Genomic DNA, 15,261 nt, shown 5'->3' on the forward strand with positions numbered 1-15,261 from the left:
CCCTCTCCCGGCGGGAGAGGGGGCTAATTAACACTCGATAATGTTGACCGCCAGACCGCCGCGGGCGGTCTCCTTGTATTTGCTTTTCATGTCGGCGCCGGTCTGGCGCATGGTGCGGATGACCTTGTCGAGGGAGACGAAGTGCTGCCCGTCACCGCGCATGGCCATGCGCACGGCGTTGATCGCCTTGACCGAGCCCATGGCGTTGCGCTCGATACACGGCACTTGCACCAGCCCGCCAATCGGGTCGCAGGTCAGACCGAGGTTGTGTTCCATGCCGATTTCGGCCGCGTTTTCCACTTGCTGCACGCTGCCGCCGAGCACTTCGCACAACGCGCCGGCCGCCATCGAACAGGCCACGCCGACCTCGCCCTGACAGCCGACTTCGGCGCCGGAGATCGAGGCGTTTTCCTTGTACAGAATGCCGATGGCCGCCGCGGTTAGCAGGAAACGCACCACGCCGTCATCGTTGGCGCCCGGAATGAAGCGCATGTAGTAATGCAATACGGCCGGAATGATCCCCGCCGCGCCATTGGTCGGTGCCGTGACCACGCGCCCGCCATTGGCGTTTTCTTCGTTGACGGCGAGGGCGTAGAGGTTGACCCAGTCCAGCACCGATAACGGATCGCGCATCGACGATTCCGGGTTCTTGCACAGTTGCCGGTGCAGCGCCGCCGCCCGTCGCTTGACCTTCAAGCCACCCGGCAGAATGCCTTCGTTGCGACAGCCAGCGGCCACGCAGTCCTGCATCACTTGCCAGATTTTCAGCAGGCCGGCGCGGGTTTCCGCTTCCGGGCGCCAAGCGCTTTCGTTGGTCAGCATCACCTGACTGATCGACAGACCATAGGTGGCGCAGTGACTGAGCAAGTCCTTGGCACTCTTGAACGGAAAGGTCAGTGGTGTGGCGTCTTCGACGATGCGGTCGGCTCCGGCCGCATCTTCGTCGACCACAAAACCGCCGCCGACCGAGTAGTACTCGCGGCTACGGATCTGCAATCCCGCCGCATCGAAAGCACGGAAGATCATGCCGTTGGGGTGATAGGCCAACGGCTTGCGGATCATTGCCAGATGTTCTTTCTCGTTGAACGCGATGCTGTGTTCACCGAGCAGGTTCAAACGCCCGCTGCCGCGAATCTGCGTGAGACGTGCGGCGACGGTTTCGGTGTCCACGGTATCCGGGTGTTCACCTTCCAGGCCCAGCAGCACCGCCTTGTCGCTGCCGTGCCCCTTGCCAGTGGCGCCGAGGGATCCATACAACTCGACCCTGACGCTGGTGGTGGCCGACAACAGGTTTTCCCGGCGCAGGCCTTCGACGAAGCGCGCAGCTGCGCGCATCGGGCCGACGGTGTGGGAGCTGGAGGGGCCGATGCCAATCTTGAACAGGTCGAACACGCTTAACGACATGGTTGTTCTCCGGTTTCTTGTTATAGGAATTGGCGGGATATCAGGCTTGAAGCATTCCCTGTGGGAGCTGGCTTGCCAGCGATGGCGGTGTGTCAGGCAACTTGGATGGAAGCTGATCCACCCTCATCGCTGGCAAGCCAGCTCCCGCAGGTTTTGCGGTGTTGTTGGAAGTGGGGGCAAATGAATGCCCCTCATTCGTTTAAGCGTAGCTTTCGATCGACGGGCAGGCGCAGACCAGGTTGCGGTCGCCGAACACGTTGTCGACGCGACCGACCGGCGGCCAGTACTTGCCTTCGATCAACGACGCCACCGGGTAGACCGCTTGTTCACGACTGTACGGGTGAGTCCACTCGCCAACCAGTTCCGCTGCGGTGTGCGGAGCGTTCTTCAGCGGGTTGTCGTCCTTGTCCAGGGTGCCGTTTTCCACCGCGCGGATTTCTTCGCGGATGCGGATCATGGCGTCGCAGAAGCGGTCCAGTTCTTCTTTGGATTCACTTTCGGTCGGCTCGATCATCAGCGTGCCGGCCACCGGGAACGACATGGTCGGGGCGTGGAAACCGAAGTCGATCAGACGCTTGGCGACGTCATCGACGCTGATGCCGCTGCTGTCTTTCAATGGACGCAGATCCAGGATGCACTCATGCGCCACCAGACCGTTGCTGCCGGTGTACAGCACTGGATAGTGCTCTTCCAGGCGACGGGAAATGTAGTTGGCATTGAGGATCGCCAGCTGCGAAGCGCGCTTCAGACCCGCACCACCCATCATTCGAATGTACATCCAGGTGATCGGCAGAATGCTCGCGCTGCCGAACGGTGCGGCGCAGACTGCGCCTTCCTTGCGTTCCATGTGGCCATGGCCCGGCAGGAATGGCGTCAGGTGCGATTTCACGCCGATCGGGCCAACGCCCGGGCCGCCACCGCCGTGGGGGATGCAGAAGGTCTTGTGCAGGTTCAGGTGCGAGACGTCGCCGCCGAACTTGCCCGGTGCACAGAGGCCGACCATCGCGTTCATGTTGGCGCCGTCGATGTACACCTGACCGCCGTTGTCATGAATGATGCCGCAGATTTCGCGGATGCCTTCTTCGAACACGCCGTGGGTCGACGGGTAGGTGATCATCAGCGCCGCGAGGTGTTCGCGGTGCTCGATGGCCTTGGCGCGCAGGTCTTCGATGTCCACGTTGCCACGGGCGTCGCAGGCGGTCACGACCACGCGCATGCCGGCCATGTTGGCGGTCGCCGGGTTGGTGCCGTGGGCGGACGACGGGATCAGGCAGATGTCGCGACGGTCTTCGCCACGGCTCTGGTGATAGGCACGGATCGCCAGCAGACCGGCGTATTCACCTTGGGAACCGGCGTTCGGTTGCAGCGAGATCGCGTCGTAACCGGTGGCGGCGCAGAGCATCGCTTCCAGTTCGTCGGTCAGTTGCTGATAACCGGCGCTTTGCTCGGCCGGGGCGAACGGGTGCAGGGCGCCGAATTCGGCCCAGGTCACCGGGATCATTTCGCTGGCAGCGTTGAGCTTCATGGTGCACGAGCCCAGCGGGATCATGGTGCGATCCAGTGCCAGGTCCTTGTCCGCCAGTTTGCGCAGGTAGCGCATCAGCTCGGTTTCCGAGTGATAGCGGTTGAACACCGGGTGGCTGAGGATTGGCGACTGACGTACCAGCGCGGCTGGAATGGTGCTTTCAACCGAAGCGGCGAGATCAGCGAAATCAGGCAAAGCCTTGCCGTCGCTGAACAGGCCCCACAGGGTTTCGATGTCGGCCTGAGTGGTGGTTTCGTCGACTGACAGGCCCAGACGCTGGGCATCGATCACGCGCAGGTTGATTTGTTGGGCACGGGCCTTGTCGTGCAACGCGGCGGTTTGCGCGCCGGTGGCCAGGGTCAGGGTGTCGAAGAAGCTGGTTTGCTCGACGGTCACGCCCAGTGCGCTCAGGCCCTTGGCCAGGATCGCGGTTAGGTGATGCACGCGGTTGGCGATCTGGGTCAGGCCTTTCGGGCCGTGATACACGGCGTACATGCTGGCGATGTTGGCCAGCAGCACCTGCGCGGTGCAGATGTTCGACGTGGCTTTCTCGCGGCGGATATGTTGCTCGCGGGTCTGCATCGCCAGACGCAGGGCCGGTTTGCCGAAGCGGTCAACCGAGACACCGACCAGACGGCCCGGCATGTCGCGCTTGAACGCATCTTTGGTGGAGAAGTAAGCCGCGTGCGGGCCGCCGAAGCCCAGCGGTACGCCGAAGCGTTGGGCGCTGCCGATGGCCACGTCGGCGCCGAACTCGCCAGGCGGGGTCAGCAGGGTCAGGGCCAGCAGGTCGGCAGCCACGGCGACCAGTGCGTTGGCGGCGTGGAAGCGTTCGGTCAGTTCGCGGTAGTCGAACACATCACCGTTGCTCGCCGGGTATTGCAGCAGTGCGCCGAAGAACGGCGTCACGTCGGTCAGTTCGCGCTCATCGCCCACGACCACTTCGATGCCCAGCGGCTCGGCACGGGTGCGCAGCACGTCGAGGGTTTGCGGGTGGCTGTGGATCGAGGCGAAGAACTGGTGGCTGCCCTTGTTCTTGCTCAGGCGTTTGCAGAAGGTCATGGCTTCGGCAGCGGCGGTGGCTTCGTCGAGCAGGGAAGCGTTGGCGATCGGCAGGCCGGTGAGGTCGCTGATCAGGGTCTGGAAGTTCAGCAGCGCTTCGAGACGACCCTGGGAGATTTCTGGCTGGTACGGGGTGTAGGCGGTGTACCAGGCCGGGTTTTCCAGCAGATTGCGCAGGATCGGCGATGGCGTGTGGCAGTTGTAGTAGCCCTGGCCGATGTAGGTCTTGAACAGTTGGTTCTTGCCGGCGATGCCTTTGATCATCGCCAGGGCATCGGCTTCGCTCAGGCCGTCGTCGAGGCCGAGCACGCTGGTGCCCTTGATGCTTTCCGGGATGACATTGGCGCTCAGGGCTTCGAGCGAGTCAAAACCGAGGCTGTTGAGCATGGCCTGCTCGTCACCGGCGCGCGGGCCGATGTGACGGGCGATGAATTCGTTGGCGGTGCCGAGATTTACTTGGGTCATGTCAGGTTCCTCAGGCTTCGGCTTGGGCTTTGATCAGACGGTCGTAGGCGTCCTGATCCAGCAGCTTGGCGACGGCGGAAGCGTCGGCCGGCTTGAAGCGGAAGAACCAGCCTTCGCCCAGCGGATCTTCGTTGACCAGCTCAGGGCTGTCTTCCAGGGCCGGGTTGGTGGCCAGGACTTCACCGTCCAAAGGCATGTAAACGCCGCTGGCGGCTTTTACCGATTCCACGGTGGCGGCTTCGGCGCCTTTGTCGTACGCCTGCAATTCAGGCAGTTGCACGAACACCACGTCGCCCAAAGCGTTCTGCGCGAAAGCGGTGATGCCAACGGTGACAGAACCATCGGCTTCGGCGCGCAGCCATTCGTGATCTTCAGTAAAACGCAACTCGCTCATGGAATCTCCTAAGGGCCAGACTCGTCTGGTGGACGCGGTGGAATACTCGGGCGGCAATGCCCTGATTTTATGAACGGTTACTTAGCAAGAACGCGGCCAACGTAAAAATATCGTTATAAATCAATTAGTTGATTGATTGGTTGGTGGTCGCAAGCGAGGAGGCTGTAGCGAAAACGATACAGCGCGGAGCGAAGAAAAAAGCTGAATCGGATCAAAGCCTTGCACGGCGGTGATCGGGGGAGGGTGTAGCGATATCGTTCCGCTGTAGCGCTTTCAGTACAGATGGAGGTCGCTTTTGGTGCCGATTTCGAGACTAGTCAAAACCTGTGGGAGCTGGCTTGCCAGCAATAGCGGTGGGTCAGTCACTATCCTTGTTGGCAGTGCCGCCGATCGCTGGCAAGCCAGCTCCCACAGGTTTTTGTGTCGTTGCTAAGGCTTGTTGGGGATGCCGTACTTGCGCAACCGATGGGCAATCGCCGTGTGCGAGGTCTGCAGGCGGCTGGCCAGTTGGCGGGTCGAGGGGTAGCTGACGTAGAGTTTTTCCAGCAACGATTTCTCGAAAGCTTCCACGGCTTCTTCCAGGCTGTCGACGTCGGTGTCGGTCTGGCGCGCCACCGAGGTGCCGGCGATGTCGAGGTCGCCGATGTCTACCAGACTGCTTTCGCAGATTGCGGCGGCGCGGAAGATCACGTTCTGCAATTGCCGAACGTTGCCCGGCCAGCGGTTGCCGAGCAGCGCCGGGTAAGTGCCCGGAGCGAGGCGGCAGACCGGGCGCTGGATCTGCGCGCAGGCCTGCTGCATGAAGTAACGCGCCAGCAGCAGAATGTCTTGGCCGCGTTCGCGCAACGGCGGCACTTCGACGTTGAGCACATTGAGGCGATAGAACAGGTCTTCGCGGAACAGGCCTTCGCTGACCATTTTTTCCAGGTCGCGGTGGGTCGCGCTGAGGATCCGCACGTTGACCTTCACCTCACGATCACCACCGACCCGACGGAAGCTGCCGTCGTTGAGAAAACGCAGCAACTTGGCCTGCAAGTACGGCGACATCTCGCCGATCTCGTCGAGAAACACCGTGCCCTGGTTGGCCAGTTCCATCAGCCCCGGTTTGCCACCCCGCTGTGCGCCGGTGAAGGCGCCGGGGGCGTAGCCGAACAGTTCGCTCTCGGCGAGGTTCTCCGGCAGGGCCGCGCAGTTCAGCGCCAGGAATGGCGCGCTGTGGCGGGTGCTGATGGCGTGGCAGGCACGGGCCACCAGTTCCTTGCCGGTGCCGGTTTCGCCCTGAATCAGCAGTGGCGCATCGAGGGCTGCCACCCGTTGCGCGCGGGCCTTGAGCGTGCGGATCGCCGGGGACTCGCCGAGCAGCGCATCGAAACCTTCGGCGTGGTCGTGGTGCAGCGCCGAGAGTTGCTCGCCGATGCGGTTCGGTTGATACAGGGTCAGCAGGGCGCCGGCGTCGGTGATCGGCGTGGCGTCCAGCAACAGGGTCTGGCCGTTGACGGTGATTTCCCGCAGTGGCAGGCGGAAGCCCTGTTCGAGCAAGGTTTCAAGCAGGCCCGGATCGTTGAACAGTTCCGAGACGCTTTCACCGGCCGGCTCGCGACCGTACAAGGCGATCAGCGCCGGGTTGGCCAGCAGCACCTTGCCGGCGCTGTCCAGCGCCAATACCGGGTCGGTCATTGCCGCGAGCAACGCGTCGAGCTGCAAGTGCCGGCGCTGACCGGGCAGGATGTCCACCACCACCACGGCCTCGACGCCGCGCACTCGGAACAACGCATCTTTGAGTTCTTCGAGCACTTGCGGGCTGAGGGTCGGGGCGTCGATGTAGACGTTCGGCGGGACCATTTCCACCGCATCCAGATTGAGGTTGCGCCCACCGAGTATGGCCAGGACTTCCTGGGTGATGCCGACGCGGTCGATGAAACTGACGTGGATACGCATGGGGTGGTTCTGGGTTCTGGAGTGCGGAGGGGGGCAAGTATGCCTTGATGGGGGACTGGGGTGAAATCTTGAGATTACGGTCTTGCTTGAGATCCACCCCTCACCCCAGCCCTCTCCCCAAGGGGGCGAGGGGGAAAGGGAGCAGATTGGGGGCTTTTCAAAACTTGAGTTCGGCTCGTTATTTCAGGTCGGTGTACCTTGAACGAGCAACTCGGTCAGTTCCCTCTCCCTCTGGGAGAGGGCCAGGGTGAGGGGCTTTTGCGGGTTACTCGAAATGCTCGGGATTAACCGGATCCCCGGATTTCATATTCAACTGCACACGGATGTCTTCAAACATCAAATCATAATGCTTGTGGACCGAGCCGATCTGGCTGTGGCTCTTGGGGATGCCGTACTTTTCGGCAATCTGCGTCACGTTGCGAGCGAAGTTGTAGGCCTCCTCCTTCGGCAAGAAGAACGGCTCGTTGACCTCTTTGCCCTGGATGGTTCCAACCAGCCGGAACTGTATCCCTTTGCCTTTTTGCGGATCCTGCGACACCTCGTATTCGAGGCGAATGTTGTAGTTGACGTCATCCTGGGTCAACGCGTGCCGTTCGATGTGCAAGTGACCGGGTTCGAACTGGGCCATGGTGTTCTCTCCTTTCAAGGCATGGGAGAAGGGCAGACCCTGGGTCTGCCCCCGGCGTTTCTGGTTATCGGTAGGTGATGCCTGGTGCTGCGGTGCTGACCCGCGTACCGGCGGTGCCCTGGACGATGGCTTCAATGTCCGCCAGCGAACCGATCACCGCGACCTTGCCAGTATGGCGCGCAAATTCGCAAGCTGCCTGCACCTTCGGCCCCATGGAGCCGGCGGCGAAGCCCAGGCGTTCGAGCTCGTCCGGATGAGCCTGGGCGATGGCTTTCTCGGTGGGTTTTTTGAAGTCGATGTACGCCGCGTTGACGTCGGTGGCGATCACCAGCAAGTCGGCTTCCAGCTGTTCGGCGAGCAGCGACGAGCACAGGTCCTTGTCGATGACGGCCTCGATGCCTTTGAGGTTTCGCTTCTCGTCGTACATGGTGGGGATGCCGCCGCCGCCGGCGCAGATCACGATGCTGCCCTTGTCCAGCAGCCACTTGATCGGGCGGATTTCGAAAATGCGTTTTGGTCGTGGGCTGGCCACCACACGGCGGAACTTGTCGCCGTCCGGGGCAATCGCCCAGCCTTTCTCGGCGGCGAGTTTTTCCGCTTCAGCTTTCTCGTAGACCGGGCCGATCGGTTTGGTCGGGTTCTTGAAGGCCGGGTCGTTGGCGTCGACTTCGACCTGGGTGAGCAGGGTGGCGAACGGGACTTCGAAGTCCAGCAGGTTGCCCAGTTCCTGTTCGATAATGTAGCCGATCATGCCTTCGGTTTCGGCACCGAGCACGTCCAGCGGGTAAGGGGTGACGGAGGTGTAGGCGGCTGCCTGCAACGACAGCAGGCCGACTTGCGGGCCATTGCCGTGGGCGATGACCAGTTGATTGCCGGGATGGATCTTGGCGATTTGCTCGGTGGCGATGCGGATGTTGGCGCGCTGGTTGTCAGCGGTCATCGGCTCACCACGGCGGAGCAGGGCGTTACCGCCCAGAGCTACGACGATACGCATGGTGCTTGTCCTTCTGAATAACAATAAGGTCTGACTGAACGAGCGCGGCCACTGTGGGAGCCGGGCTTGTGTGGGAGCTGGCTTGCCAGCGATGCAGGCGCCTCGGTTATTAAGTTGCAACGAGGTGATGCCATCGCGCGGCAAGCTCGGCTCCCACAAAAGCCAGCTCCCACAGTGACCGTGTCGTGTCAGTGGGAGCTGTACCGGGTTACAGGTCTGCCAAAGTCGATACCAGAATCGCCTTGATCGTGTGCATGCGGTTTTCCGCTTGCTCGAAGGCGATGCAGGCAGGCGACTCGAACACGTCGTCGGTCACTTCGATGCCGTTGGCCAGGTGCGGATACTGCTCGGCGATCTGTTTGCCGACCTTGGTATCGCTGTTGTGGAACGCCGGCAGGCAGTGCATGAACTTGGTGCGCGGGTTGCCGGTGGCTTTCATCAGCTCTTTGTTGACCTGATATGGCAGCAGTTGCTGGATACGCTCGGCCCAGGCTTCAACCGGCTCGCCCATCGATACCCAGACGTCGGTGTGGATGAAGTCCACACCTTTGACGGCGGCTTTCGGGTCGTCGGTCAGGGTGATGCGCGCACCGCTTTCCTCTGCGTATTTCTTGCAGCGATCCACCAGATCGTCGTGGGGCCACAGGGCCTTCGGCGCGCAGATGCGCACGTCCATGCCCAGTTTGGCGCCGACCAGCAGCAGCGAGTTGCCCATGTTGTTGCGGGCGTCGCCCAGGTAGGCGTAGCTGATCTCGTGGATCGGCTTGTCGGCGTGCTCACGCATGGTCAGCACGTCGGCGATCATCTGGGTCGGGTGATATTCATCGGTCAGGCCGTTGAACACCGGTACGCCGGCGAACTTGGCCAGCTCTTCGACGATTTCCTGCTTGAAGCCACGGTACTCGATGGCGTCGTACATGCGACCCAGCACGCGGGCTGTATCTTTCATGCTTTCTTTGTGGCCGATCTGCGAAGAGTTCGGGTCGATGTAGGTGACGTTGGCGCCCTGGTCATAAGCGGCGACTTCGAACGCGCAGCGGGTGCGGGTCGAGGTTTTTTCGAAGATCAGGGCGATGTTGTTGCCCTTCAGGTGTTGTTGCTCGGTGCCGGTGTACTTGGCGCGCTTGAGGTCGCGGGACAGGTCGAGCAGGTAACGCAGCTCACGTGGGGTGTGGTGTTCCAGGCTGAGCAGGTTACGGTTGTGAATGTTGAAAGCCATGATGGATCTCCTTCGGTATCGGTTATCCCCCTGGCCGCGACTTTCTGTTGAAAGAAGGTGAGTCGCGGGCAGGGCTCAGAGGTTTAGTAGTCGATTGGGTCGCGCACGATCGGGCAGGTCATGCAGTGGCCGCCGCCACGGCCACGGCCCAGTTCGCCGGCGCTGATGGTGATGACCTCGACCCCGGCCTTGCGCAGCAAGGTGTTGGTGTAGGTGTTGCGGTCGTAGCCGATAACCACGCCCGGTTCCACGGCCACCACGTTGTTGCCGTCATCCCATTGCTCGCGTTCGGCGGCGAAGCTGTTGCCGCCGGTTTCGACGACGCGCAGTTTCGGCAGGTTGAGGGCTTTGGCCACGGTGTCGAGGAACGTGCCTTCTTCGCGACGGATGTCGATACCGCCCTGTTTGCTTTCGTCAGGACGCAGGGTGAAAGCGACGATCTGATTCACCACTTCCGGGAAAATCGTCACGAGGTCGCGATCGCAGAAGCTGAACACGGTGTCCAGGTGCATCGCCGCGCGGGATTTTGGCAGGCCGGCAACGATGACTTTTTCCACGGCTTTGTTCTTGAACAGGTTCAGCGCCAGTTGGCCGATGGCCTGACGCGACGAGCGCTCGCCCATGCCGATCAGGACCACGCCGTTGCCGATTGGCATCACGTCGCCGCCTTCCAGAGTGGAGCTGCCGTGGTCCTTGTCCGGATCGCCGTACCAGATCTCGAAATCGGCGTTGGTGAATTGCGGGTGGAATTTGTAGATGGCGGTGGCCAGCAGGGTTTCCTGACGGCGCGCCGGCCAGTACATCGGGTTCAGCGTCACGCCACCGTAGATCCAGCACGTGGTGTCGCGGGTGAACTGGGTGTTCGGCAGCGGCGGCAGAATGAAGCTGGAGTGGCCGAGGAAGTCGCGGAACATCTGGATGGTCTTGCCACCGAAGCTGTCCGGCAGGTCATCGGCGGAGACGCCGCCAATCAGGAACTCGGCGATGTGCCGTGGCTCGAGGCTTTTCAGCCATGATTTCACTTCACTGATCAGACCGAGGCCCACCGAGTCGGCGGTGACCTTGCGATCGAGGATCCAGTCCAGCGCTTCAGGGATGGCGACGATGTCGGTCAGCAGGTTGTGCATTTCCAGCACTTCGATCCCGCGCTCACGCATCTTGGTCACGAAGTCGAAGTGGTCGCGCTTGGCCTGGGCGACCCACAGCACGTCGTCGAACAGCAGTTCATCGCAGTTGTTCGGGGTCAGCCGCTGATGGGCCAGACCTGGGGAGCAAACCATGACTTTGCGCAGTTTGCCGGCTTCGGAATGGACGCCGTACTTAGCTTTTTCCGTGGTCATTGCAGTGATCCTCCAGAGATAAAACGTTTGGCAATTACAGAGTCAGGAAGCCGTCGTAGAGACCGTAGGCTGCCACCAGGGCGCCCACGACCACCGCGGCGAAAATCAGCTTCTCGACGTTGGTGAAAACCGGTTGTTTGAGTTCGAGCTTGGCCTTGGCGAACAGGATCGCGCCGGGCGCATAGAGCAGGGCCGAGAGCAGCAGGTACTTGACGCCACCGGCATACAGCAGCCAGACCGCATAGATCAGGGCGATGCCGCCGATGATCAGGTCCTTGCGGCGTTCGGCCGCGAAGCCTTCGTAGCTTTCGCCGCGTACTGCCAACAGCAGGGCGTAAGCCGCCGACCACAGGTACGGCACCAGAATCATCGACGTGGCGAGGTAGATCAGCGACAGGTAAGTACTGGCCGAGAACAGGGTAATGATGAGGAAAATCTGCACCATCGCGTTGGTCAGCCACAGGGCGTTGACCGGCACGTGGTTGGCGTTCTCCTTGCGCAGGAACTCCGGCATGGTGTGGTCCTTGGCGGCGGCGAACATGATCTCCGCGCACAGCAGCACCCACGACAGCAGCGCCCCGAGCAGCGAGATGATCAGGCCGACGCTGATCAGCACCGCGCCCCAGTGACCGACCACGTGCTCAAGCACGGCGGCCATCGACGGGTTCTGCAGTTTGGCCAGTTCCGGCTGGGTCATGATGCCCAGCGACAGCACGTTCACCAGTACCAGGAACAGCAGCACGGTGATGAAACCGATCACGGTGGCCTTGCCGACGTCCGAACGTTTTTCCGCCCGGGCCGAGAAGATGCTCGCGCCTTCGATGCCGATGAATACCCACACGGTGACCAGCATCATGTTGCGCACCTGGTTCATCACGCTGCCCAGATCCGGGTTTTTCACGCCCCAGATGTCGGCGGTGAAGATGTCCAGTTTGAAGGCGAAGATCGCGATCAGGACGAACAGCAACAACGGCACGACCTTGGCGACGGTGGTCACCAGGTTGATGAACGCCGCTTCCTTGATCCCGCGCAGCACCAGGAAGTGCACGGCCCACAGCAGCACCGAGGCGCCGATCACCGCCGCAACCGTGTTGCCTTCACCGAACACCGGGAAGAAATAGCCGAGGGTACTGAAGAGGAGAACGAAGTAACCGACGTTGCCCAGCCAGGCACTGATCCAGTAACCCCAGGCGGACGAGAAGCCCATGTAGTCGCCGAAACCGGCCTTGGCGTAGGCGTACACGCCGCCGTCCAGGTCAGGCTTGCGATTGGCGAGGGTCTGGAAGACAAAAGCGAGGGTGAGCATGCCGACAGCGGTGATGGCCCAACCGATCAGCACTGCGCCGACGTCGGCACTGGCCGCCATGTTTTGTGGCAAAGAGAATATCCCGCCACCGATCATTGAACCGACTACCAATGCAACCATTGCACCTAGTCGTAGTTTTCCGGGAGCTTCAGACATTGCATGACTCCATTGCAGGAGAGAAGAGTTCACAGCGTAGTTCTGTTGACTGTTCAAACAGCTGACATAGATCAGTGCATGGCCACATTCCATTGTTAATGAATGACTTATGACTCGGGTGGAGGCATAAAGCTATTGTCTGGAAGGCCCGTCCTAGAGGCTTTTGGTCGATATGGTTGGGAATGGATCCTATTACTTTCGAGTTATCACGCTAGTTGCTTTTCAGGTTTTGGCAAATTTTTCACATCTGTTTTCAGTACAGAATTGATTTATTAGGATCAGCGCACAAAACTGTCTGAGCGTGCTAGGCGTTATCGTCTTCCGCTATATATAAATGGCCGTTTTTTGGTGTTACCTGATAAACGTCAGCTAGCTTTATCCGTTTAGTTAATAGTTGTTACAAATAAAAACCGAACCCTCATCTTTCAAGGAGATTTGAATGTCGCAACCGACGCAAAAACTGCGCCTTGGCGCACTGATCGCCCTGGTAGTGGGTTCGATGATTGGCGGGGGGATATTCTCTTTGCCGCAGAACATGGCGGCTCGTGCCGATGCCGGGGCGATCCTGATCGGCTGGGGGATCACGGCGATTGGCATGCTCACCCTGGCGTTCGTGTTCCAGACCCTGGCCAACCGCAAGCCGGAGCTGGACTCGGGCGTCTATGCCTACGCCAAGGCCGGGTTCGGCGACTACATGGGCTTTTCATCCGCGTGGGGTTACTGGATCAGTGCGTGGCTGGGGAATGTCGGGTATTTCGTGTTGCTGTTCAGCACTCTCGGCTACTTCTTCCCGGTGTTCGGTCAGGGCAACACGCCGATTGCCATCGGTTGCGCCTCGGTGCTGCTGTGGGCCGTGCATTTTCTGGTGATGCGCGGGATCAAGGAGGCGGCGCTGATCAACCAGTTGACCACGGTGGCCAAGATCATTCCGTTGATCATGTTTGTGATCATTGCCGCCGTGGCGTTCAAGGCTGACGTGTTTACCCGTGACATCTGGGGCCGCAGCAACCCGAACTTCGGCGGTGTGATGGATCAGGTACGCAACATGATGCTGGTCACCGTGTTCGTGTTCATCGGTATCGAAGGCGCCAGTGTGTATTCGGCCCGGGCGGAAAAACGCACGGACGTCGGCCGCGCCACGGTGATCGGTTTTATCGGTGTGCTGGCGCTATTGGTGCTGGTCAATGTGCTGTCGCTGGGGATCATGAGTCAGCCGGAACTGGCGACGTTGCAGAACCCTTCACTGGCAGCGGTGCTGGAGCATATTGTCGGGCCGTGGGGCGCCTTGCTGATCAGTGTCGGTCTGGCCATTTCCTTGCTCGGTGCGCTGTTGTCCTGGGCGCTGCTGTGCGCCGAAATCCTCTTCGCCACCGCCAAGGACAAGACCATGCCGGCGTTCCTGCGCAAGGAAAACGCCAACCATGTGCCGGTCAATGCGCTGTGGCTGACCAACGTGATGATCCAGATTTTCCTGCTGATCACGTTGTTTTCCGCCGGCACTTACACCAGCCTGATCTACCTCGCGTCGTCGATGATTCTGGTGCCGTACCTGTGGTCGGCGGCCTATGCGGTGCTGTTGAGCGGGCGCGGAGAAACCTATGAACACGCCTCGGCCGAACGCACCAAGGACCTGCTGATCGGCGGCATCGCCCTGTGCTACGCGGTGTGGTTGCTGTACGCCGGCGGGGTGAAATATTTGCTGTTGTCGGCGCTGCTGTATGCGCCGGGGGTGATTCTGTTCGCCAAGGCCAAGCATGAGCAGGGCGAGCCGCTGTTCACCACGATCGAGAAGGGGATATTCACCTGTGTCATCGCCGGTGCCGGGCTCGCGGCGTACGGCTTGTACAGCGGTTTGCTGTCGTTGTGAGGCTGCGGCTCGAATACCAGGCTCCCTACGATTGGCCGGCGATGCTCGGGTTTCTCGCGGCACGAGCGGTGGTCGGGATGGAGACGGTGGTCGATGGCGTGTATTCGCGCAGCATCGGTTTGAACGGTCTTCACGGGACGGTTTCGGTCTGGCCCGGTGACGGTGATGCACTGGAGGTGGAACTGGATTTCCCGGATCCGTCGGCGGTTCCCGAGATTGTTGCGCGCTTGCGACGGTTGTTCGATCTGGACGCGGATCTGGCGACGATGCAACGGCATCTGGCGACGGATGCGCTGCTGGCGCCATTGATTGCCGAACGCCCTGGGTTGCGGGTACCGGGCGCGTGGGACGGACTGGAGCTGGCGTTTCGGGCGGTGCTGGGGCAGCAGATTACGGTGCTCGGGGCGATCCGGCTGGCGGGGAAACTGGTGGCGCAGTATGGCGAGCCTTTGCGTTCTGCGGTGCCGGGCCTGACTCACGTCTTTCCCCTGGCAATGGTTTTGGCGAACGCTGATCTGGCGGTGCTGGGCATGCCGAAAAGTCGCGGGCGCACCTTGTCCGGGGTGGCGCAGGCGTTGTTGGATGATCCGTTGCTGTTTGCCTCCGGGACGGCGCGGTTGCTGGCGTTGCACGGGATTGGCGACTGGACGGCGCAGTACATTGCCCTGCGACAGTTGCGGGATATGGACGGGTTTCCGACCGGCGATGTGGGGTTGCTGCGGGCGCTGGAGGTACTGGAGGGGGAACGGATGACGGTGCGGGAGTTGTCTGTTCGGGCCGAGATGTGGCGACCGTTTCGGGGGTATGCGGCGCAGGTTTTGTGGGCTTCTTTGAGTCGATTTGATTGATTTTTTTGTTTATGGCCTGGAATCGCTGCCCTCACCCCAGCCCTCTCCCGGAGGGAGAGGGAGCCGACCTAGTTGTCTCGCATCATCCATCGACCTGAAAAATCGAGGCGATTTT

At 61.1% G+C, this 15,261-nt stretch carries 11 protein-coding genes; 2 read left to right on the forward strand and 9 right to left on the reverse strand.

The window, feature by feature from the left end; all coding sequences use genetic code 11:
* Positions 1-27: 27 nt before the first annotated feature.
* The 9 genes from JJN09_RS14270 to arcD (JJN09_RS14310) all read right to left on the reverse strand — a co-directional run bounded on the left by JJN09_RS14270 (position 28) and on the right by arcD (JJN09_RS14310) (position 12,431).
* The gene (locus JJN09_RS14270; RefSeq protein ID WP_249490673.1) at positions 28-1,404 is read right to left on the reverse strand and encodes an L-serine ammonia-lyase; all 1,377 of its coding nucleotides are present in this window, start codon (positions 1,402-1,404) and stop codon (positions 28-30) included.
* A gap of 199 nt (positions 1,405-1,603) precedes the next feature.
* Positions 1,604-4,456, reverse strand: coding sequence for an aminomethyl-transferring glycine dehydrogenase (gcvP, locus tag JJN09_RS14275; RefSeq protein WP_249490674.1), 2,853 nt, complete (start codon positions 4,454-4,456; stop codon positions 1,604-1,606).
* A gap of 10 nt (positions 4,457-4,466) precedes the next feature.
* On the reverse strand, positions 4,467-4,850 hold the full coding sequence (gene gcvH / locus JJN09_RS14280) for a glycine cleavage system protein GcvH (protein WP_074688335.1): 384 nt from the start codon (positions 4,848-4,850) through the stop codon (positions 4,467-4,469).
* Between the two features lie 429 nt (positions 4,851-5,279).
* Complete coding sequence (locus JJN09_RS14285) at positions 5,280-6,788, reverse strand: sigma-54-dependent transcriptional regulator (protein ID WP_249490675.1); 1,509 nt, start codon at positions 6,786-6,788, stop codon at positions 5,280-5,282.
* 265 nt (positions 6,789-7,053) lie between these two features.
* On the reverse strand, positions 7,054-7,416 hold the full coding sequence (locus JJN09_RS14290; protein WP_096818279.1) for a DUF5064 family protein: 363 nt from the start codon (positions 7,414-7,416) through the stop codon (positions 7,054-7,056).
* Positions 7,417-7,480: 64 nt separating this feature from the next.
* The gene (arcC, locus tag JJN09_RS14295) at positions 7,481-8,410 is read right to left on the reverse strand and encodes a carbamate kinase (RefSeq protein WP_096818277.1); all 930 of its coding nucleotides are present in this window, start codon (positions 8,408-8,410) and stop codon (positions 7,481-7,483) included.
* A gap of 208 nt (positions 8,411-8,618) precedes the next feature.
* Positions 8,619-9,629, reverse strand: a complete 1,011-nt coding sequence (locus JJN09_RS14300; protein ID WP_096818276.1) for an ornithine carbamoyltransferase — start codon at positions 9,627-9,629, stop codon at positions 8,619-8,621.
* An 83-nt stretch (positions 9,630-9,712) separates the two neighbouring features.
* Positions 9,713-10,969, reverse strand: coding sequence for an arginine deiminase (gene arcA, locus JJN09_RS14305; protein ID WP_249490676.1), 1,257 nt, complete (start codon positions 10,967-10,969; stop codon positions 9,713-9,715).
* Between the two features lie 34 nt (positions 10,970-11,003).
* Entirely contained in the window at positions 11,004-12,431 is a 1,428-nt protein-coding gene (arcD, locus tag JJN09_RS14310; RefSeq protein WP_249490677.1) for an arginine-ornithine antiporter, read from the reverse strand.
* Between the two features lie 439 nt (positions 12,432-12,870).
* On the opposite strand from arcD (JJN09_RS14310), the gene arcD (JJN09_RS14315) reads away from it, so the two are divergent.
* Both arcD (JJN09_RS14315) and JJN09_RS14320 read left to right on the forward strand, forming a co-directional pair.
* On the forward strand, positions 12,871-14,298 hold the full coding sequence (gene arcD, locus JJN09_RS14315; protein WP_249490678.1) for an arginine-ornithine antiporter: 1,428 nt from the start codon (positions 12,871-12,873) through the stop codon (positions 14,296-14,298).
* Positions 14,295-15,146 carry a DNA-3-methyladenine glycosylase gene (locus JJN09_RS14320; protein ID WP_249490679.1) on the forward strand — a complete coding sequence of 284 codons (852 nt, stop codon included), beginning with the start codon at positions 14,295-14,297 and terminating at the stop codon, positions 15,144-15,146. The genes arcD (JJN09_RS14315) and JJN09_RS14320 overlap by 4 nt, the downstream gene beginning before the upstream one ends.
* Positions 15,147-15,261: the final 115 nt, after the last annotated feature.

The sequence above is a fragment of the Pseudomonas sp. HS6 genome, from assembly GCF_023375815.1.
GTDB lineage: Bacteria > Pseudomonadota > Gammaproteobacteria > Pseudomonadales > Pseudomonadaceae > Aquipseudomonas.

Coding starts and splice junctions, on each gene's coding strand:
- gcvH (WP_074688335.1), bottom strand. CDS start 4,850: ATGAGCGAGTTGCGTTTTACTGAAGATCACGAATGGCTGCGCGCCGAA.
- gcvP (WP_249490674.1), bottom strand. CDS start 4,456: ATGACCCAAGTAAATCTCGGCACCGCCAACGAATTCATCGCCCGTCAC.
- arcD (WP_249490677.1), bottom strand. CDS start 12,431: ATGTCTGAAGCTCCCGGAAAACTACGACTAGGTGCAATGGTTGCATTG.
- JJN09_RS14270 (WP_249490673.1), bottom strand. CDS start 1,404: ATGTCGTTAAGCGTGTTCGACCTGTTCAAGATTGGCATCGGCCCCTCC.
- JJN09_RS14285 (WP_249490675.1), bottom strand. CDS start 6,788: ATGCGTATCCACGTCAGTTTCATCGACCGCGTCGGCATCACCCAGGAA.
- arcD (WP_249490678.1), top strand. CDS start 12,871: ATGTCGCAACCGACGCAAAAACTGCGCCTTGGCGCACTGATCGCCCTG.
- JJN09_RS14300 (WP_096818276.1), bottom strand. CDS start 9,629: ATGGCTTTCAACATTCACAACCGTAACCTGCTCAGCCTGGAACACCAC.
- arcA (WP_249490676.1), bottom strand. CDS start 10,969: ATGACCACGGAAAAAGCTAAGTACGGCGTCCATTCCGAAGCCGGCAAA.
- arcC (WP_096818277.1), bottom strand. CDS start 8,410: ATGCGTATCGTCGTAGCTCTGGGCGGTAACGCCCTGCTCCGCCGTGGT.
- JJN09_RS14290 (WP_096818279.1), bottom strand. CDS start 7,416: ATGGCCCAGTTCGAACCCGGTCACTTGCACATCGAACGGCACGCGTTG.